This window comes from Psychroserpens sp. Hel_I_66 (assembly GCF_000799465.1).
Taxonomy (GTDB): domain Bacteria; phylum Bacteroidota; class Bacteroidia; order Flavobacteriales; family Flavobacteriaceae; genus Psychroserpens.
In genome coordinates this window covers 2,038,662-2,056,781 of record NZ_JUGU01000001.1, presented here as the reverse complement: position 1 = coordinate 2,056,781, position 18,120 = coordinate 2,038,662, and the positions used below count along the sequence as shown (strand labels likewise).

Here is an 18,120-nt window from a genome sequence, read left to right as displayed (position 1 = left end):
ATATTTTATTAGCACAAGAGGTCAAAATAAAAATTAATAATATGTAGCAATAACGAACTTTCATTTAACGCATAATCTCATTAGGGAATACAACCACACTTTCAAATCCCTCTTCATCTACTGCAGCAATTCCGAAGTAAAAATTATCAATCACGATACCTTCTAGAGTAAACTCGGTAACGTTTTCAACATACCTACTATGGTCCCAAGTTGGAGATGTTGTATCTCGCCAATATATTTTATAACCTTTTGCACCATCAACTGCATTCCATCTCAATTTGGCAGATGGCTCAACAATCCCACCAATAGCCACTGTAGTTGGAGCAGGAGGAGCAGAGGCTAAACTTGCCATATTGATTGCGTTCACAGCGGTGAGTTTTTTTGCATATCCAAAATTAACGTGCTCAAAAGTATCTCCATAATTGATCCCGTTTTCTGTACGAATATCTTGGTGTTGTTGGGTGTAATTCTCGTGAGCTTCCATGATTCTAATTCCAGGAAAACCTAAATCGTTAAATGGCCTGTGATGTCCACCACGACCAAAACGGTCTAGACGATACACCATCATCGGGTTCATTTCTGGCATATAGGTTTTAACGGTTTTATGGACGTATCTTGCCAACTGACGTGAAACCCCATCAACTTCACCACCATAAAAGCGTCTTGCATTTCTTTGGCGCTCAGTTTCTGTAGGTGGCACAGGTTCAGAAAAAATTCTAAATGTTCTATTATCGATTACGCCATCAACTCCTTCTATATTACCAATCATGTCGTTGTTTAAAATTCCTATGATTTCCCAGCCTTCATCTTTTGCATACTGTGCTAATCCAGCGCCACCAAATAAACCTTGCTCTTCGCCCGAAAGACCGACGTAAATAATGCTGCTTTCAAATTGATATTTTGATAACACGCGTGCAGCTTCAATAGCTCCAGCCATACCAGAGGCGTTGTCGTTTGCTCCAGGAGCATCTGTGGTGAAATCCATCGTATCACTGGCGCGCGAGTCAATGTCTCCACTCATGATGATATATCGATTTGGATATTTTGTACCTTTTTGAACAGCGACAACGTTAACAATCCAAGCATCGTGAGGTACACGACGATTACCTTCTTTAGTTACAAAATCTTTTTGATAAAATACATTTAGGCAGTTGTTGCACTCTTTGGAAATGGCCTCAAATTCACTTTTGATCCATCGTCTTGCAGCTCCAATACCACGCGTATTGCTCACGGTATCACTAAAGGTGTTTCTGGTTCCAAACTCGGTAAGGGTTTTTACGTCTTGTCTTAATCTTTCTTCGGAAACATTTTCGATTATATCATAGATTTTTTGATTGGTTTGAGCAATCGTTAATGAGCTAAAAGTGAATAGCGCGATTGTGAATATATATTTCATAGGTTTTTAATTTCTAAGTTTTAAAGTTCCGAAGATATTGGCATCAATCCATCCTCTGTTTTTATCATCTCCTCTGACTTCTACTGAACCAATAAAGTTTTCTCTTGTTTCACTGGTGTCATTATCACAATAGGCTAAAGCAAAACCTATGACTTGTCCAGGTTGTAATTTTAAAGGTGAATGTTCTCCATTATCGTCATAGTCATCACTAAATAGTGAGATTTTTACTTCCCAAGTTGAGATGTTGTCTTTTGTCACACGTTTAGATTCTATATGGGAATTATAGAGCTTACCCTTTTTATTGGTTGACATATCTACAACGTTTCCATCTAAAGCGATGTGATATGCAAAGGCGTTGTGATTGTATTGATGTTCTCCACCACTATTATCTGCATCAATAAAAATTTCTAAACAATCATCGTCCCACCACGATACTAGGGGATCTTTATGGGTGTCAATTAAAATATCATCTTGTATTTCAGCTAAAAGATACAAAGCATCGTTTGTCCAACTGAGTTTGTATCGTCCTGAAAAATCTTCTTTTGTGTAGGATTCTCCAAGCCATAACTCATCTAGAGGTAACCAATAATGACCAGACCAAATATCCTCATCTGCTTTGCCATCAATTATAGGTTCAGTTTTAGCTTTGTCAACACTTATAAGTTGGTTAATGTGTTTTGTTTTTGCAACCTCTTTTTTATAGTTGAATTTTACGATTTCAATCTTACCTTCATCATTTTCAATATCTACATAAACATTCATTTCTGTATCGCTGACTTTTTCAAAACTCATCCCTTCAAAAATAACTTGGGTTGGAGTGATTTTTTTTAGCGGAAAATCAACCGTTTCATTTTTAGTTTCCCAACCTTTTAAATCATTGTCAAAATGTTTAAGCTGAAGCACCAAAGAGTTTTCAACCTCACGAATAATTTCAATTTCATAAAAAGATACTTCGCCATCATTGATGAGCTTGAACGTAGCCATCATAGAACCACCAGACGGTTCGCTCCAGTTTTCTTCGGTTTGCCCACCAAAAGCTTCGCCTTTCCAGTTGCCCGAAATCCATTTTATGTTTTCAAGTTTTGGAGCGAGAGAATCTATTGTTTTGATATGGTTTTCATTTTGAGCTATACACGATAATGTAGCGATTAAGAACAGAAGGACTATTTTCATGGATTTGTTTTCAAGTTTAGGATTATAGGATTAAAATTTGGATTAGTTCAATATAAAAATAAAATGATATAAAACTGTGGCAAATAAAATAATTAATCCAATTGCCAAAAGACTTATGGCACGTTTTACATTTCTGAATTTCCAATCGGATATTTTTGAAATGATAAAGATCTGTTCACCCAATTGGAGGAACAGGCTATCTTCATCCTTGCTCATGGTCAAAAAGGTTTTTGAGAATTCTTCAACATTTCCAAACTTTGAAATGATATCCTTGAAGAAGAAGATATTTCGAGAAAATTTACCCTCAATTCTCGGAATAAAGCAACGTACACAAAAAAATATGGAACTTGAGGTGCACAGAATCCATAAGCCTAATAAGATATTTAATACCGTATCACTAATTACACTATTGGAGAAATTATCTAAACTTTGATACATTAAATTTAGTAAGATACCATAAAAGGAAAGGATCAAACCAGCTTTAAGTTCTGAAGCTTTTATTAGACTTGTAAGATAATTTATTGTTCCCCAGTAATGATCAATTAAATCATCGGTATGCTTATTTTTTGCGTGTGTGTTTTTCCCCATAATTTTAAAATTATTGCTCTTATTCTATGACTTCATAAATAGTCATTGGATTAGATTTGTTTTTTAAATTGATATTTCCAATTTTTTTGCACTTAAAGGAGTGTTTTATTTTTTTATAGCAATCCTTTGAAATGATAATTTGATTTTCTTTGGCTATATCTTGTAAGCGTGCTGCTGTATTGACCGTATCTCCAATAACCGTATAGTCCAGTCGTTTCAAACTTACAGAGCCAATGTTGCCAGAAACCATCTCACCACTTTTGATACCAATAGATACTTTTGGAGTGAAACTAACCTCTTCACCAATTTTAGTAAGGGCATTTATTCTATTGCAAACAGCTAAAGCAGCATCAATTGCCCTGTCTAAGTGGTAGTCGCCTCTAAAAACAGCCATAATTGCATCACCAATAAACTTATCAATATAGCCTTCTTGCTCTATAATTTCTTTTACCATTTCATCAAAATACGCATTGATCATTTTAACGATGATATCTGCAGATGTCGTTTCGCTAATAGAAGTAAATCCACAGATATCAATAAACATTACTGTGCCTTCAATAGTCTCGTTAGACATTATAGTAGATTCGTATTCTTTGTTGCCCATGAAGTTGAGTACATTCTCGTCAACATACATTTTTAAAATGTTGTTTTCTTTTATAGCTTTTAGAGTGTCTTTTATTTGTTTCGCGTGGTTTAAGGTTTTTTCCATTGTAATGACCAGGTCTTCAAAATTGATCGGTTTGGTGATAAAATCAAATGCTCCTCGATTCATGGCAGTTCTTATATTGTCCATATCACCATAGGCAGAAACGATTACCGATTTTATTAGCGGACTAGATTGGTTAATTTTCGAAAGTAACGTGAGACCATCCATCTCTGGCATATTAATATCGCTCAGCACAATATCGACTTCTGGATTTTCCACAATTTTGTCTAAGGCATCTACACCGTTTACAGCAAATATAAACTCATATTCCTGAGACCTTATTTTTTTTCTGAATTTTTGTCTAATGAGAACTTCCAGATCTGTTTCGTCGTCAACTACTAGTATCTTAGCCATTATCTATGTTGTATTAATTTCTTTTTAAGCATTTTAAAATCAACTGGTTTTGTTAAAAAATCATCGGCACCCAATTGCTTTGCAGTGTTGTAATTTTCTTTGTCTCCATAAGCAGTTACCATCATCACTACGGGTGGAGGTGTTACAAAATCCCGTTTTATTATTTCTAAAAGCTGTAGACCGCTCATCCCAGGCATATTAATATCTGATAAAATCAATACAGCCTCTTGATCCATATTACGAAGTTTCTCTAATGCTTCTTCACCAGAAAAAGCAAATACAAAATTGAGTTCTTCCTTTTTAATTTCTTTTCTAAATCGTTGTTGAAAAAGTATTTGAACATCTTTTTCATCATCTACCACTAAAATTTTCATATACGTTTGGTTTTGATTGGTAATGTTATTTTAAATTCGGTATAAGCACCTTTTTGAGTCGTAACCTCTAATGTGCCATTATGCGCTTTGATGATATCATAGCTCATAGATAAGCCTAAGCCTGTACCTTTTCCGCTGGGTTTTGTAGTAAAAAAAGGTTGATAGATTTTATCTAATATCTTGTTTGGTATACCATTACCGTTATCTTTTACGATTATCATTATCGTGTCATCTGTTCTCATGGTCGTTGCGGTAACGGTTGGTTTATACTCATCATTTAAAACTTTAGAGAAGGACAATTTTTCATTTACTGCATAAAAAGCATTTGTAAATAAATTGAGAATAACTCGTCCTATATCTTGACTTACAATTTTTATTTTACCAAGGTTAGGATCAAATTGGGTTTCTAAATGAGCATTGAAATTTTTGTCCTTAGCACGTAAGCCATGATAGGCCAACCTTAAAAACTCATCGGTAAGTTTGTTGAGATCTGTATATTGTTTTTCTCCAGAATTATTTCTGCTATGCTGTAGCATACCTTTTACAATATCATCTGCGCGTTTACCGTGGTTGTTTATTTTTTTTAGGTTATCCTTTAGATCTTGAGAAATAGCTTTTACCTCTTCATTATTGCCATTCTCTAGCTCTTCAAGCATGTCATCAATTAACTCGCTACTTACTTCAGCAAAATTATTGACAAAATTTAATGGGTTTTGAATCTCGTGAGCAATTCCTGCGGTAAGTTCTCCAAGTGAGGCCATTTTTTCAGATTGTATGAGTTGGGCTTGGGTTGCTTTTAAATCGGTTAGCGATTTCTTAAGTTTCGTATTGGAATCTTCTAGCGCTAATTGGTTGGTTGCCAAATCTTCATTCAGTTTAACCAAAGCCTTTCTTTTCTTATTATTGGTTTTGATCGCGAAGTACATTCCGAAGAGAATAATTGCCAAGAGTACCGCAATACCAATGTATAATAACTGTATTTTGCGTTGACGGTTTATGGTGGCATCTTGCTCAACTATGGTTTCGTCCTTTTTAGCTGTTTCGTATTTTATTTGGAGTTCAGACTCTAATTGTTTGTTGATTTGCTCTAAATTTTTAAAACGTTCTTCGGAATAAAGTCTCTCGTACTTTAGTGCATTTTCATAATCCTTAAGAGCATCATAACTACGAGAGGCATGTAAGTAATTTTCCCATAGATTTTGAGGATTTGAAGTCGATTTCATTATATCGATAGCATCTAAGGTATAAGGTAGTGCTTCATCGTACCTTTCTTGAAGACGGTAAACATGACCAATATTTCCTAAAGCAGGTATTAGCCCTCTTACTTGGTTATGCTCTTTTGCTAATCTATATACTTTTTTATATTCTACTAATGCCTCGTCATAGCGTTCTAAGTACTTGTAAATATTACCACGAGTATTATAATTTGGTGCAATGTCTATGTCTTGGAAACCTGCTTCTTTTAAAACATTGATAGAGTTGTTGATCTCAACGAGCGCTTCGTCATAACGCTCTAAGATGAGTAAGTTATCAGCTTTGTAGCGATGACTAATTGATAAATCCTCTGGTGCATTTAGTGTTTGTTGTATATCAATTGCTTTTTGGCAGTAATCAATGCCTTCTGCATATTTTTCTTGATAGTATAGTAGATCGCATAAACGGGTGTAAGATATGGCAATTCCGTTTAAATTGTCTTCATTTTCATAGATTGCCAAAGCTTTAAAGTCGGCAGCCATGGCTTTTGTATAGTCACCCCTTTGTTTGTACAAGTCTTCTAACTGAAGGTGGGTTTCAGCTTCCAAATTATGGAGAGAGGTATTTTGATAGGTTGTCGTTGCTTTTTTGAGATAATATTCCGAAGAATCTATAGAAACGTTTCCACTATGCCATGTTGACAATTGACGTTGAGCACTTCCTAAATACGTTTTGTTATTTTCTTTTTGAGCTAATTTTAAGGCGCGATGTAAATTTGAATATAGTTGGAGAGAATCTGTTATAGGACCTTTTAATTCTTCTGAGTTTTTAGAAATCAAAACCTCTAATTCATTTACATTTTTTAAAGCTGTCTCTTGAGAGAAACCAATAGTCGTGAAGAAGCAAAGCACTAGAAAACAACAACTCATCTTTAATTGTGGCTGTAAAAAATAACGTGTAATTTTTAGTATTGACTTCATTTATTTTGCGTCTATATTGATAGGTAGTTTTATGGTAAATTCTGTAAACTCGTCTTTTTCAGAAAGTACAGTAATATCTCCGTCATGTGCTTTAATAATATCGTAACTCATGCTTAAACCTAAACCCGTGCCTTTGCCAGTTGGCTTGGTGGTGAAAAATGGCTCAAATATTTTGTCGAGAATATGTTTTGCTATACCATTGCCATTATCTCTAACAACAATCAATATCTCATTATTTATTTTTTTGGTACTTACTGAAACGGTTGGTTTATATGCTTCGGAATCTAATGTCAAACTTTTCTCACTAACTGCGTAAAATGCATTTGTAAAAAGGTTAAGAACAACACGCCCTATATCTTGCGGTACGATGTTTATATTGTTAATGAGCTTGTCATAATCTGTTTTGAGATTTGCGTTAAATGTTTTATCCTTTGCTCGCAGTCCATGATAAGCCAACCTGAAGTATTCGTCGGTTAGGTCGTTAATATCGGTTAGTTCTTTTTGATCTCCACTTGCACGACTGTGCTGTAACATTCCCTTTACAATACCATCTGCACGTTTACCATGGTGGTTTATTTTTTCGAGATTTTGGATGACATCGGTCATGATTCCTTTAACTTCATCCATGTTTCCGTTTGCCATTTCTTCGAGCATTTCATCTAATAATTCTTGACTGACTTCAGCAAAATTATTGACGAAATTCAACGGATTTTGAATTTCATGAGCAATTCCTGCTGTGAGCTCACCAAGCGACGCCATTTTTTCAGATTGTATTAATTGCGCTTGGGTTTGCTGAAGATTTGTCAATGTTTCTTCTAAGCGCATTTTTTCATCTAGAAGCTTTACAGATTGCTCTTCTTTAACTTGAAGATCCTTGAAACGTTGATACGCAAATGTGAACACATTACGAAAACGGTCTAGAATATTCTTTTGATCTTTGCTTAGCATTCCAAAATTAGAGATGCCCACTGCACCGTTACCAAAGGCATATAAAATATACGAAACGCTATCGGTCTTTAATAAGCGTGGATCTTCTCGTTCGCCATTTTTCCTGCGCATGTTGATGAGATCCTGTAGTTGTTGTCCTTCTAAAACCGATTCTGAATACCCATCTGTAGTTGAGGCGATGACGCGAAGTTGTTCTTCTAACGTGGGATCATCGCTATAAGACATTAGGGTAGTGGTGCCACCCATTTCGTGTGAATAGTCATAATCTAAAAATGTTTCTTCATCCTCATTATTGACATCAATGATAGCGTTTCTAATATCGTCAAAACCAAGTTCTACTAATTGCTCATACAGCGCTTTAGCGATGTTCAACAAATCGGTAGACTCTGTCATAGTAAGAGCGACAGATCTTACTTTTTCTAATGACGCTTCAATTTTCGCTTCTCTCGCTTGTGCTTCGGCTTGGGAAAGATCTGTGTATCTTTTGTAGGCAAATGTGAATACATTCCGGAATTCTTTTAAAATTACTTTTTGTTCATCACTTAATATTCCGAAGTTTGAAATGCCAATGGCACCATTTCCGAAGGAATAAAGATTATAAGTAAGATGGTCTATTTCATGTAGCCGAGGATCGTCTTTTTCGCCATTTCGCAGTCGTGTTTCAATAAGTTGTTTTAACTGTTCACCTTTTAATTCAATTTCAAAAAAGGCATCGTTACCCGATTGTACTTTTTTGATTTGCTGTTCAATAACGGGATCTCCATAGAAAGAAAATAAGGTGACAGCGCTTGACATATCATGAGAATAATCATAATCCCAAAACGTTTCGTCATCATTGTGAATATCTATAATGGCATTTCGCATATCGTTAAAGCCCAATTCTAGTAATTGCTCGTAGAGGCATTTGGCGATATCCAGCATGTCTTCAGACTTTGTGAGGCTTAGAGCAACCGTTCTCATTTTTTCAAGAGAGGCCTCAATTTTGGCTTTCTTGGTTTGTGCTTCGGCTTTTTTGAGATCTAAAAAACGTGTATAGGTTTGCTCGAAGACTTTTGCGAACCGTTTAAAGATTTTATGTGCTTTAGGGACATTTTCTCTTGTAATAAAAAGGAGGTAACCATATTTAAAATACACGACATGGTCTATTTGGGATGTTGGGAAACCATTATTTGTTTTTTTTAAGGTTTTTAAAACATCACCTATTACAGGAAGTGTGCTCATGAACTCATAATGAGCAATACATTCTTCTCCAGAAAACTCCTTCACAAATAATGATTCACCTTTTTGACCTCTTTGATAATAATCTTTAAATACACCTTCATGAGGGACTTTATAAGTATGTAAAACGCCTGCTTCATTTCCAAACCATTCTGTGGATTCATTCTCTCCATAAATATTAAAAGCGCAACCCCAGGTTTTAATACCTAAGGCTCTTACTTGTTGATCTAATAAGAAAGATGTTTCTTCTAATTCATCACTATGTTGCATCGCAATGGTACTGCTCCTCACTTTTTCTAGTGCGACTTGGATTTCTAATTCTCGGTTTTTAGATTTGAGTTCATTTTTTTGTTTTTTTATCGTCTCTTGTAATGCTTGGTTTTTAGTAATTACGTCTCCTTTAGTATCTGGTGTAGAAAAGTGCTGATATATAAATTGCCAATCTTCGTCATTTTTCTTTAAAATAGATGAAAATCTATATCTGGTGTAAAAGTTCCGTTCTTTGGCATTTAAGAACCAGGCATCGAAAACATGTGTTATAAAAATGAGTTCACCAAACGACTCAACAGTAATGTTGTCATTTCTTAACTCTGTTTTTCCTGGTAATTGTTGCGCAGTATTTTTGAAAAAGTTAGTGGTATGTTTTCGGTTTAGAAACTCTTCATCATTTGTAGGTCCAATAAAATGGTATTCACTTGCAAAATAACTATCATAGGTGGCAACATCACCATTTAGATAACTATAGAGCCATTTTTGGTATACATTTAAAACAACATCTTTTTTCTCTTTGGTCAATTTCATAATGTTGTTTTTAAAGCAGTTTAATACATATAAACCTATTTGGTGTGAGGGAAAGAAAGCGCAAGTTTAGGTTACAGTTACCTTTATCGACAGTAAAATGATTACTCGATTTTTGAATCGCTTTAATCGTGAATTTTAGAGTCATTTATAGTTGAATAATACATTAGTTTAGAGGTTAAATGCAATTAATCAATTTAGGGAAGTGAACTATAAATTTAGTAAAAATTACGGTGTCATTTCAATTAAAACATAAATAATATGTACTCGTTTTTTATGAGAAATATGATATTTGATGCTTATATTATTCTTTAGTAAAAAAAACAACTATCTTAAAATGAGATTCTATTGAATAAAAGTTACTTTAGTTATTAATCCGTTTTCAATCTCGTATATGGCAACAGCATAAAATATGTCTCCGTTCATTGTTACTCTTTCTTTATCGATAACCATGTTGCCAAGAATAATTCTATTAACGATTTCAGCATTTAAATCTGGTGTGTTTTTAAAAAAGGACTCATAGCTTTTTTTGAGTTCAGACCTTCCATCCGTAGTTAAGATATTTGGAAACGTGTATAGCTTTACATTTTTAGAATAGGTATTGATAAATGCCTTAAGGTCTCTCTCATTGTACTTTTCTAGCTGATCATTAACAATGGTCTCAGGATTTTCGGTAATTGTAGAAGTAGATAAAAAAGTCATGGCATTGATGCCATTTCTATCTGTTTCATAAATAGTAGCCTGTCGTCTGGTTATATTATTTATAATTGCAAGTTCCTCATCAATCACAAAATTTTTAAAGGTAATTCGATTTAATACTTTGATATTGAGCTTTTCGTGTTCCTCAAAAATGTTCTTATATGTCTCCTCAAGTTTGCTTTTGCCTTCATATAACTTTTCATCTGGGAAAAAACTAACCGTGACCCCTTCATTAAATGAATCTACAAATGCATCAAGTTGTTTGGTATTATAAGGTTCAATATGCTTGTCAACAACTAGAGAAGCCTCTTCTTCGCTTATAGGCTGATTGGGATCTATTTTTGGCTCTATTGGCTTTGGGATATATTTAATATCTCCTGCTATTAAAAGTTGAGAACCATCATTATTTTTAGCCAAGCGCGTGATTTTTAAAATACCATCACTGCTTAAGTCGGCAATCAATTTCCAATTATTATCAACTCTCAATTTGAGTTTGTAAAGCTCACTCTCACTGCCAGAGAGAATATTGCTTTTATCTAACCAGCAAATATCCTCAACATTGGCAATTGTATTGGCAATAAGTCTAATTTTTCCCGTGATGGGATTTAATGATTTTATTTGCCATTGTTTTTCATTTTCTTTGGAAATGAAACTTATCAAATTACTTTCGGGAATTTTATGAAAAGACCGACCAACATTTGATGCTATTTTTTTATTAGTTCCCTTTTTTATATTGGACGTATATAGATTAAGCTGCTCACCTTCAATCACTGCAGAAACTACAATATCCTCATTATACCAAGTGTAATAAGCAACAACCAAGTCTTTAATAAGTTCTGTAGATTGTCCAGTTTCAGCATCATAACTATATAAACGCTGCTTTCCATCTGGATCCAGTCTCACTGCTGAAATATTTTTTTTCTGCGGAATTTTTAAAGGTGTGTACTCGCCTCCTTCCGAAGTATTTATAAAGGTGATTTTATTTTCAGGGAGATTATAATTTGCAATATCTGTTTGTCCATTTCTAGTGGTTGCAAAGAGAATATTGTTAGCATCTATAAAGGATGGTTGATTGTCATAGTCAACATTATTGGATATGTTTTTACCATTCTTTACTTCAATTTTTGAAGCATTTATTTCTACATCATACAAGAAAATTTCTGTATTGGTTTGGGCTAATAGTGAAAATGGTAAAAAACAGAAAAGTGTGAGATAATAACGCATAATTATTAGTTTCTTGAAAGATAGAAATTTTATGATTGATTTGCATATTAATTTTTGGGTTTACATTGCAATGAAAGCAGTGATAAATTGGCAAATGGTATTGAAGCTTATTATGATGTAAATGACCAAAATGAGGAATCCAGTCTGCTTTTTTCTGAAATTTTAATTGAACATCAATTGAATCATTTTAAGAGTAGAGGGGTGAAAACTGCTAATCTCTTTCTGCTGAAAAACACGCCTACAGTCCCCGGAATTATATTAGAATTAGGCTTCTTAACTAATGAAGAGGATAGAGCCATACTTACAGATGAAACTAAACAAATTGAAATCGCAAAATCCATTTATGACGCTTTGTTAGAGATAAGAAATTAATTTTTTTTATAATCGTATATATAGAGTTAAAGATATCTCCTATTCTGTTAATAATGGACTTGAAATTAAACTACCTTTGTGGCTCTATAATAGCAAATCCCACAAATATGAAAAGTTTAAATTTAAAAAGTATTACGCTTTGTTTAGTTTCAATATTATTTTTGTCGTTACTATCATGTAACAGTGATGATGATAATAATCAAGTACAACCCATTTCAACAGAATTAGAAGGTGATTATGTAGGTACATGGAATTCTGTAACACCAACTACGTCTTTTACGGATTATGCATTTTCGGCTAGTCTAGAGATTGTTGATACTAATATATTAACAGGTAGCTGGTATGCTATTGATAGTTTTGAAGGTTGCTGTAGCGAAGGCGATGATGATGGTACAATTACAATGTCTATAACTGGTAATACGATCACCTCATTTCTTTTAGAAGATATCATAACTGATTGTTCAGGTACATTCACTGGTGATGGTTTTATTAGAGAATCTGATAATGCACTAGTTGTGAACTTTACTGGTACAGATTGTGATGGTCTTCACGAAGGTCAAATGATATTCGAAAAGCAGTAAAATATTTTAAACATAAAAAAACAGGCAATTCAATTTTTGAGTTGCCTGTTTTTTATTTTAGGTTTTATATGTTTTAAAAACAATATTTACCTTCTTCCTTCACTTTCTCAGCAATCTCAATTCGTAAATCTACGATATCTGGATAGTTAGCATATTTTGTAAAACGTTTAAGTCCCATTAGCATCATTCGTTGCTCATCACCTTCAGCAAAAGAAATTATACTTTCCTTTCCTTTTTCTTCAACGATGTCTACAGCGTGGTATAGGTATAATTTAGCCATAGCTATTTGAGCAGATTGCTCTTTCTCGCTGGTACGCTTCACATTTTTTTCAGTTCTTAAAATTGCAGATTCTGCCATGTAGATTTCAATCAAGATGTCTGCAGCAGCAATCAACAATTGTTGGTGGTCTTCAAGATTTTGTCCATATTTTTGAACCGCACCTCCAGCTACCATTAAGAACGTCTTTTTCAATTTCTTGATCATTTCTTTTTCTTCGGAAAACAACTCAGAATAATCTGGCGTATCAAAAGAAGGTATTCCCATTAACTCATCCTGTACCGCTTGCGCAGGACCTAATAAATCAACATGGCCTTTCATTGCTTTCTTAACCAACATCCCAACAGCCAACATTCTATTGATTTCGTTAGTGCCTTCATAGATTCTGGCAATACGAGCATCTCTCCAAGCAGCTTCCATTGGAGTTTCTTCTGAGAATCCCATACCACCAAAAATTTGGATGCCTTCATCTGCACAATTTTGTACATCTTCAGAAACAGCTACTTTCAGAATAGAACATTCAATCGCATATTCCTCTACACCTTTAAGTTCTGCTTCTTGATGAGAATTACCCGATTCTTGACGTAATGCAATACGATCTTCAATATTTTTAGCAGCTCTGTAAGTTGCAGATTCACCAGCATATGCGCTTGCAGCCATTTCGGCCAACTTGGTTTTGATAGCACCAAAATCTGCAATAGGTGTTTTAAACTGTTTACGCTCGTTGGCATAAGTTACAGCAGTCGTTAGTATTCTACGTTGAGAATCTAAGCAAGCTGCAGCTAATTTAATACGTCCAACATTTAAGGCGTTCATCGCAATTTTAAATCCTTCACCACGACCAGCTAACATATTTTCAACAGGAACAACAGTATCGTTAAAAAATACTTGACGTGTTGAAGAAGCACGAATACCTAATTTGTGCTCTTCTTCTCCCATTGTAATCCCGTTTGGATTTTCTTTGTCATATTCAACAATGAAACCAGTAATATTTTTATCATTTTCAATACGAGCAAAAACAATCATCAAACTACAAAAACCTGCGTTTGAGATCCACATTTTTTGTCCGTTGATTTTGTAAGACTTTCCATCTGCAGAAATTTCTGCAACTGTTTTTCCTGAGTTCGCATCAGATCCTGCTCCAGGTTCTGTTAAGCAATATGCTCCAAACCATTCTCCAGTTGCTAATTTAGGGACGTATTTTTGCTTTTGCTCTTCTGTACCGTAAAGTGTAATAGGCATGGTGCCAATTCCTGTATGTGCACCAAAAGCGGTACTGAAAGAACCTGTGCCTGAAGAAATGTAATCACATGTTAAGCAAGTAGAAACAAAACCCATTCCCAAACCTTCATAATCCTCTGGTACTGCAACACCCAAAAATCCCATTTCACCAGCCTTACGCATTACCTCTTCGGTTAATGCAAAATCTCGAGCTTCAAATCTTGGTTTGTGTGCGATGATTTCTCTTTCGTTGAATTCCATTACAGATGCTTTCATCATCTGTTGCTCTTCTGAAAAATCTTCAGGAGTAAATACATCCTCGCAATTTGTTTCTTTCACTAAGAATTGACCTCCGCGTAGGATATCTTTTTCTAACTCTGCCATTTTATAATTTTGTATTAAGTTCTTTTATTAGTTTAAAAATTCAAATATTCCACATGCACCTTGGCCAGTACCAACACACATGGTAACAGCTCCATATTTACCTTTCATGTCACGCTTGCGCATTTCATCAAATAACTGTACAGATAATTTTGAACCAGTACAGCCCAATGGATGCCCTAATGCAATCGCTCCACCATTTACATTAATGATATCGGGATTTAGATCCAATTCTCTAATTACAGCCAGTGATTGTGAAGCAAAAGCCTCGTTCAATTCAATTAATTCTAAATCTGATTGCTTTAAACCTGCTTGTTTTAATGCCTTCGGAATTGCCTTTACAGGACCAATACCCATAATTCTTGGCTCAACACCTGCTGCAGCATAATTCACTAAACGAGCAATTGGTTTTAGATTTAATTCTTTTACCATCTCTTCGCTCATAATCATTACAAATGCTGCTCCATCACTCATTTGTGATGAGTTACCAGCTGTAACGCTTCCGCCAGCAGCAAAAACAGGTCTCAATTTTCCTAAAACCTCTAGACTTGTTCCTGCACGAGGACCTTCATCTTTAGTTACTGTGTAAGATTTTGTTGCTTTCTTTCCCTTAGAATCCACATACGTCTCATCTACTGTAATTGGTACAATTTGATCTTGAAAACGATTCTCAGCTTGCGCTTTTAAAGCTTTCATGTGAGAGTTGTAAGCGAACTCGTCTTGATCTTCACGAGATACATTGAATTGTTTTGCAACCGCTTCCGCAGTATTTCCCATTCCCCAATAATAATCTTCGTGACCAGATTTTACGGTATCGTAATTTAATTCTGGTTTAAAACCTGTCATTGGAACACTACTCATGCTTTCTGCTCCACCAGCAATAATACAATCTGCCATTCCCGCTTGAATTTTTGCAGCTGCAATACCAATGGTTTCAATACCTGATGCACAAAAACGATTTACTGTTACACCAGGAACATCTACACTATTCAATCCAATAAGTGAAATAAATCGTGCCATGTTTAATCCTTGGGAACCTTCGGGCATTGCATTACCAACGATAACATCGTCAATACGTTTTTTATCAAAATCTGGAAGTTCTTTCATCATGTGCTGAATGGTTTCAGCAGCTAATTCATCTGTTCTTTTAAAACGGAACACGCCTTTTGGTGCTTTACCAACTGCGGTTCTATATGCTTTTACTATATATGCTTGTTTCATCTTTCTTAGTTTCTTAAAGGTTTTCCTTTGGTTAACATGTGCTGGATTCTTTCTAAAGTTTTACGTTCTGTACATAAACTCAAGAATGCTTCACGTTCTAGATCCAATAAGTATTGCTCACTTACTTTGGTTGGTTCAGATAAATCTCCACCAGCCATTACGTAGGCTAATTTGTTGGCAATCTTCATGTCATGCTCAGAAATGTAGTTGCTATCTTCCATAGAATCAGTTCCTACTAGAAACATCCCTAAGGCTTGTTTACCTAAAACTAGAACATCTTTTCTGTGAACTGGTTGCGTATAGCCCATATCTGCCATTAATTTGGCGTGTTGTTTTGCAACTGCGATTTGCATGTCTTTATTGACAACGACAATATCTTTTCCTTTTTGAAGAATCCCTAAATCGAAAGCTTCATATGCAGAAGTTGCTACTTTAGCCATCCCAATAGTCAAGAAATATTCTTGTAGTGTATTGAGTTGCACATCTCCTTTTTTGAATGTATCAGATGCTCTTAAGGCCATTTCTTTAGAACCTCCACCGCCAGGTATTACACCTACACCAAACTCAACGAGTCCAATATAAGTTTCTGCTGCTGCAACTACTTTATCTGCATGCATTGATAATTCACATCCACCACCTAGTGACATACCGTGAGGTGCTGCTACTGTTGGGATTGAGGAATAACGCATACGCATCATCGTATCTTGAAAATATTTAATTGCTGCATTGAGCTCATCATATTCTTGCTCTGCAGCCATCATAAAGATCATACCAATATTGGCTCCAACCGAGAAGTTAGCAGCTTGGTTACCAACAACCAATCCTGCGAAATCTTTTTCAGCTAAATCAATACCTTTATTCAATCCTGCTAAGACATCACCTCCAATCGTATTCATTTTAGATTGAAATTCAACGTTAAGGATACCATCACCTAAATCTTCAATAACAACTCCAGAATTTTTAAATACTTCGGAAGTTTTACGAATATTATCCAATATGATAAAGCTATCTTGACCTGGGATTTTTTCATGTTTTTTCTTCGGAATGTCATACGCATAGGTTGCGCCATCTTTCACAGTATAAAAAGATGAACTCCCTGAAGCGAGCATTTGGTTTACCCACTCATTAGGTTCGAAACCTTCGGCTTTCATCATTTCAATTCCTTTTTCTACACCAATAGCGTCCCAAATCTGGAAAGGTCCATGTTCCCAACCAAAACCAGCTTTCATTGCATCATCAATCTTGTAAAGATCATCTGTGATTTCTGGAATACGATTTGAAACGTATGCAAATAATGAAGAAAAGCTCTTTCTATAAAACTCTCCAGCTTTATCTTTTCCTTTTACTAAAATCTTGAATCGATCTACAACTTTATCAACCGTTTTGGTTAATTCTAAGGTTGCAAATTTTGCACGTTTTGCTTCTCTGTATTCAAGAGAATTTAAGTCTAGAGATAAAATTTCCGAAGAACCATCGTCTTTTCTAACTTTTTTATAGAATCCTTGTCCGGTTTTGCTACCCAACCATTTATTTTCCATCATAGTATTGATGAAGTCTGGCAAGACAAACAATTCGTTGCGTTCATCTTTAGGGCAGTTTTCTTTAATCCCGTTTGCAACGTGAACTAAAGTATCTAAGCCAACAACGTCAACTGTTCTAAAAGTTGCCGATTTTGGACGACCAATAACAGGACCCGATAATTTATCGACCTCTTCTATGGTTAAATCCAAATCTTTAACAGCATGAAATAAACTCATGATACTGAAAATACCGATTCGGTTTCCAATAAATGCAGGTGTGTCTTTAGCAATTACTGAGGTTTTACCTAAGAATTTCTCTCCATATTCATTTAAGAAATCCAAAACCTCTTGGTCTGTTTTTGGACCAGGAATGATTTCAAATAATTTTAAGTATCGTGCAGGATTAAAAAAGTGCGTTCCGCAGAAATGTTTCTGGAAATCGTCACTACGTCCCTCACTCATGAATTTTATAGGAATCCCAGACGTATTGGATGTAATTAATGTACCTGGTGTTCTATGCTTTTCAAGCTTTTCAAACACTTGTTTTTTAATGTCTAATCTTTCAACTACGACTTCCATGATCCAATCCACATCCTTCACTTTTGAGATATCATCTTCGAGATTTCCTGTAGTGATACGATTTGCGAAAGAATCACGGTAGAGTGGTGCAGGTTTAGATTTTATGGATGCAGCAAGTGCATCATTTACCAATCTATTTCTAACCACTTCATCTTCTAAAGTTAGGCCTTTGGCTTTTTCTTTGTCGTTAAGTTCTCTTGGTATGATGTCTAATAATAAAACATCAACACCAATATTGGCGAAATGGCAAGCAATACCGCTTCCCATAATTCCCGATCCAATAATGGCTATTTTTTTTATTCTACGTTTACTCATC

The 18,120-nt window shown here is 35.0% G+C and carries 13 protein-coding genes; 2 read left to right on the top strand and 11 right to left on the bottom strand.

Annotated elements, in window-relative coordinates; translation table 11 throughout:
• Positions 1-64 precede the first annotated feature (64 nt).
• From GQ40_RS09260 to GQ40_RS09225, 8 genes are all read right to left on the bottom strand, one after another.
• On the bottom strand, positions 65-1,396 hold the full coding sequence (locus GQ40_RS09260) for a M28 family peptidase (RefSeq protein WP_047547767.1): 1,332 nt from the start codon (positions 1,394-1,396) through the stop codon (positions 65-67).
• A gap of 6 nt (positions 1,397-1,402) precedes the next feature.
• Positions 1,403-2,569: a DUF6265 family protein gene (locus tag GQ40_RS17825; RefSeq protein WP_081990196.1), complete on the bottom strand. Its 1,167-nt coding sequence runs from the start codon at positions 2,567-2,569 to the stop codon at positions 1,403-1,405.
• A gap of 42 nt (positions 2,570-2,611) precedes the next feature.
• Positions 2,612-3,157 carry a Pycsar system effector family protein gene (locus tag GQ40_RS09250; RefSeq protein WP_047547765.1) on the bottom strand — a complete coding sequence of 182 codons (546 nt, stop codon included), beginning with the start codon at positions 3,155-3,157 and terminating at the stop codon, positions 2,612-2,614.
• 19 nt (positions 3,158-3,176) lie between these two features.
• Positions 3,177-4,217 (bottom strand): adenylate/guanylate cyclase domain-containing protein, encoded by a 1,041-nt coding sequence (locus tag GQ40_RS09245; RefSeq protein WP_197052666.1) that lies wholly within the window; start codon positions 4,215-4,217, stop codon positions 3,177-3,179.
• Positions 4,217-4,591, bottom strand: a complete 375-nt coding sequence (locus GQ40_RS09240; RefSeq protein WP_047547761.1) for a response regulator — start codon at positions 4,589-4,591, stop codon at positions 4,217-4,219. Before GQ40_RS09240 ends, GQ40_RS09245 begins: the two co-directional genes overlap by 1 nt.
• Entirely contained in the window at positions 4,588-6,765 is a 2,178-nt protein-coding gene (locus GQ40_RS17160; RefSeq protein WP_052184214.1) for an ATP-binding protein, read from the bottom strand. Before GQ40_RS17160 ends, GQ40_RS09240 begins: the two co-directional genes overlap by 4 nt.
• Positions 6,766-9,732 (bottom strand): ATP-binding protein, encoded by a 2,967-nt coding sequence (locus tag GQ40_RS17155; RefSeq protein ID WP_052184213.1) that lies wholly within the window; start codon positions 9,730-9,732, stop codon positions 6,766-6,768.
• Positions 9,733-10,074: 342 nt separating this feature from the next.
• Positions 10,075-11,652 (bottom strand): nuclear transport factor 2 family protein, encoded by a 1,578-nt coding sequence (locus tag GQ40_RS09225; RefSeq protein WP_047547760.1) that lies wholly within the window; start codon positions 11,650-11,652, stop codon positions 10,075-10,077.
• Between the two features lie 54 nt (positions 11,653-11,706).
• Between GQ40_RS09225 and GQ40_RS09220 the strand changes: the two genes are divergently transcribed.
• Complete coding sequence (locus tag GQ40_RS09220) at positions 11,707-12,024, top strand: N-acetylmuramoyl-L-alanine amidase (protein ID WP_052184212.1); 318 nt, start codon at positions 11,707-11,709, stop codon at positions 12,022-12,024.
• Positions 12,025-12,131: 107 nt separating this feature from the next.
• The gene (locus tag GQ40_RS09215) at positions 12,132-12,605 is read left to right on the top strand and encodes a hypothetical protein (protein ID WP_047547756.1); all 474 of its coding nucleotides are present in this window, start codon (positions 12,132-12,134) and stop codon (positions 12,603-12,605) included.
• A gap of 73 nt (positions 12,606-12,678) precedes the next feature.
• On the opposite strand, the gene GQ40_RS09210 is transcribed toward GQ40_RS09215, so the two are convergent.
• From GQ40_RS09210 to GQ40_RS09200, 3 genes are read right to left on the bottom strand one after another with little or no spacing between them, the layout of a single operon-like run.
• On the bottom strand, positions 12,679-14,487 hold the full coding sequence (locus tag GQ40_RS09210) for an acyl-CoA dehydrogenase family protein (RefSeq protein ID WP_047547753.1): 1,809 nt from the start codon (positions 14,485-14,487) through the stop codon (positions 12,679-12,681).
• Between the two features lie 27 nt (positions 14,488-14,514).
• Positions 14,515-15,705: an acetyl-CoA C-acyltransferase gene (locus GQ40_RS09205; RefSeq protein ID WP_047547752.1), complete on the bottom strand. Its 1,191-nt coding sequence runs from the start codon at positions 15,703-15,705 to the stop codon at positions 14,515-14,517.
• A 5-nt stretch (positions 15,706-15,710) separates the two neighbouring features.
• Entirely contained in the window at positions 15,711-18,119 is a 2,409-nt protein-coding gene (locus tag GQ40_RS09200; protein ID WP_047547750.1) for a 3-hydroxyacyl-CoA dehydrogenase/enoyl-CoA hydratase family protein, read from the bottom strand.
• Position 18,120 lies beyond the last annotated feature (1 nt).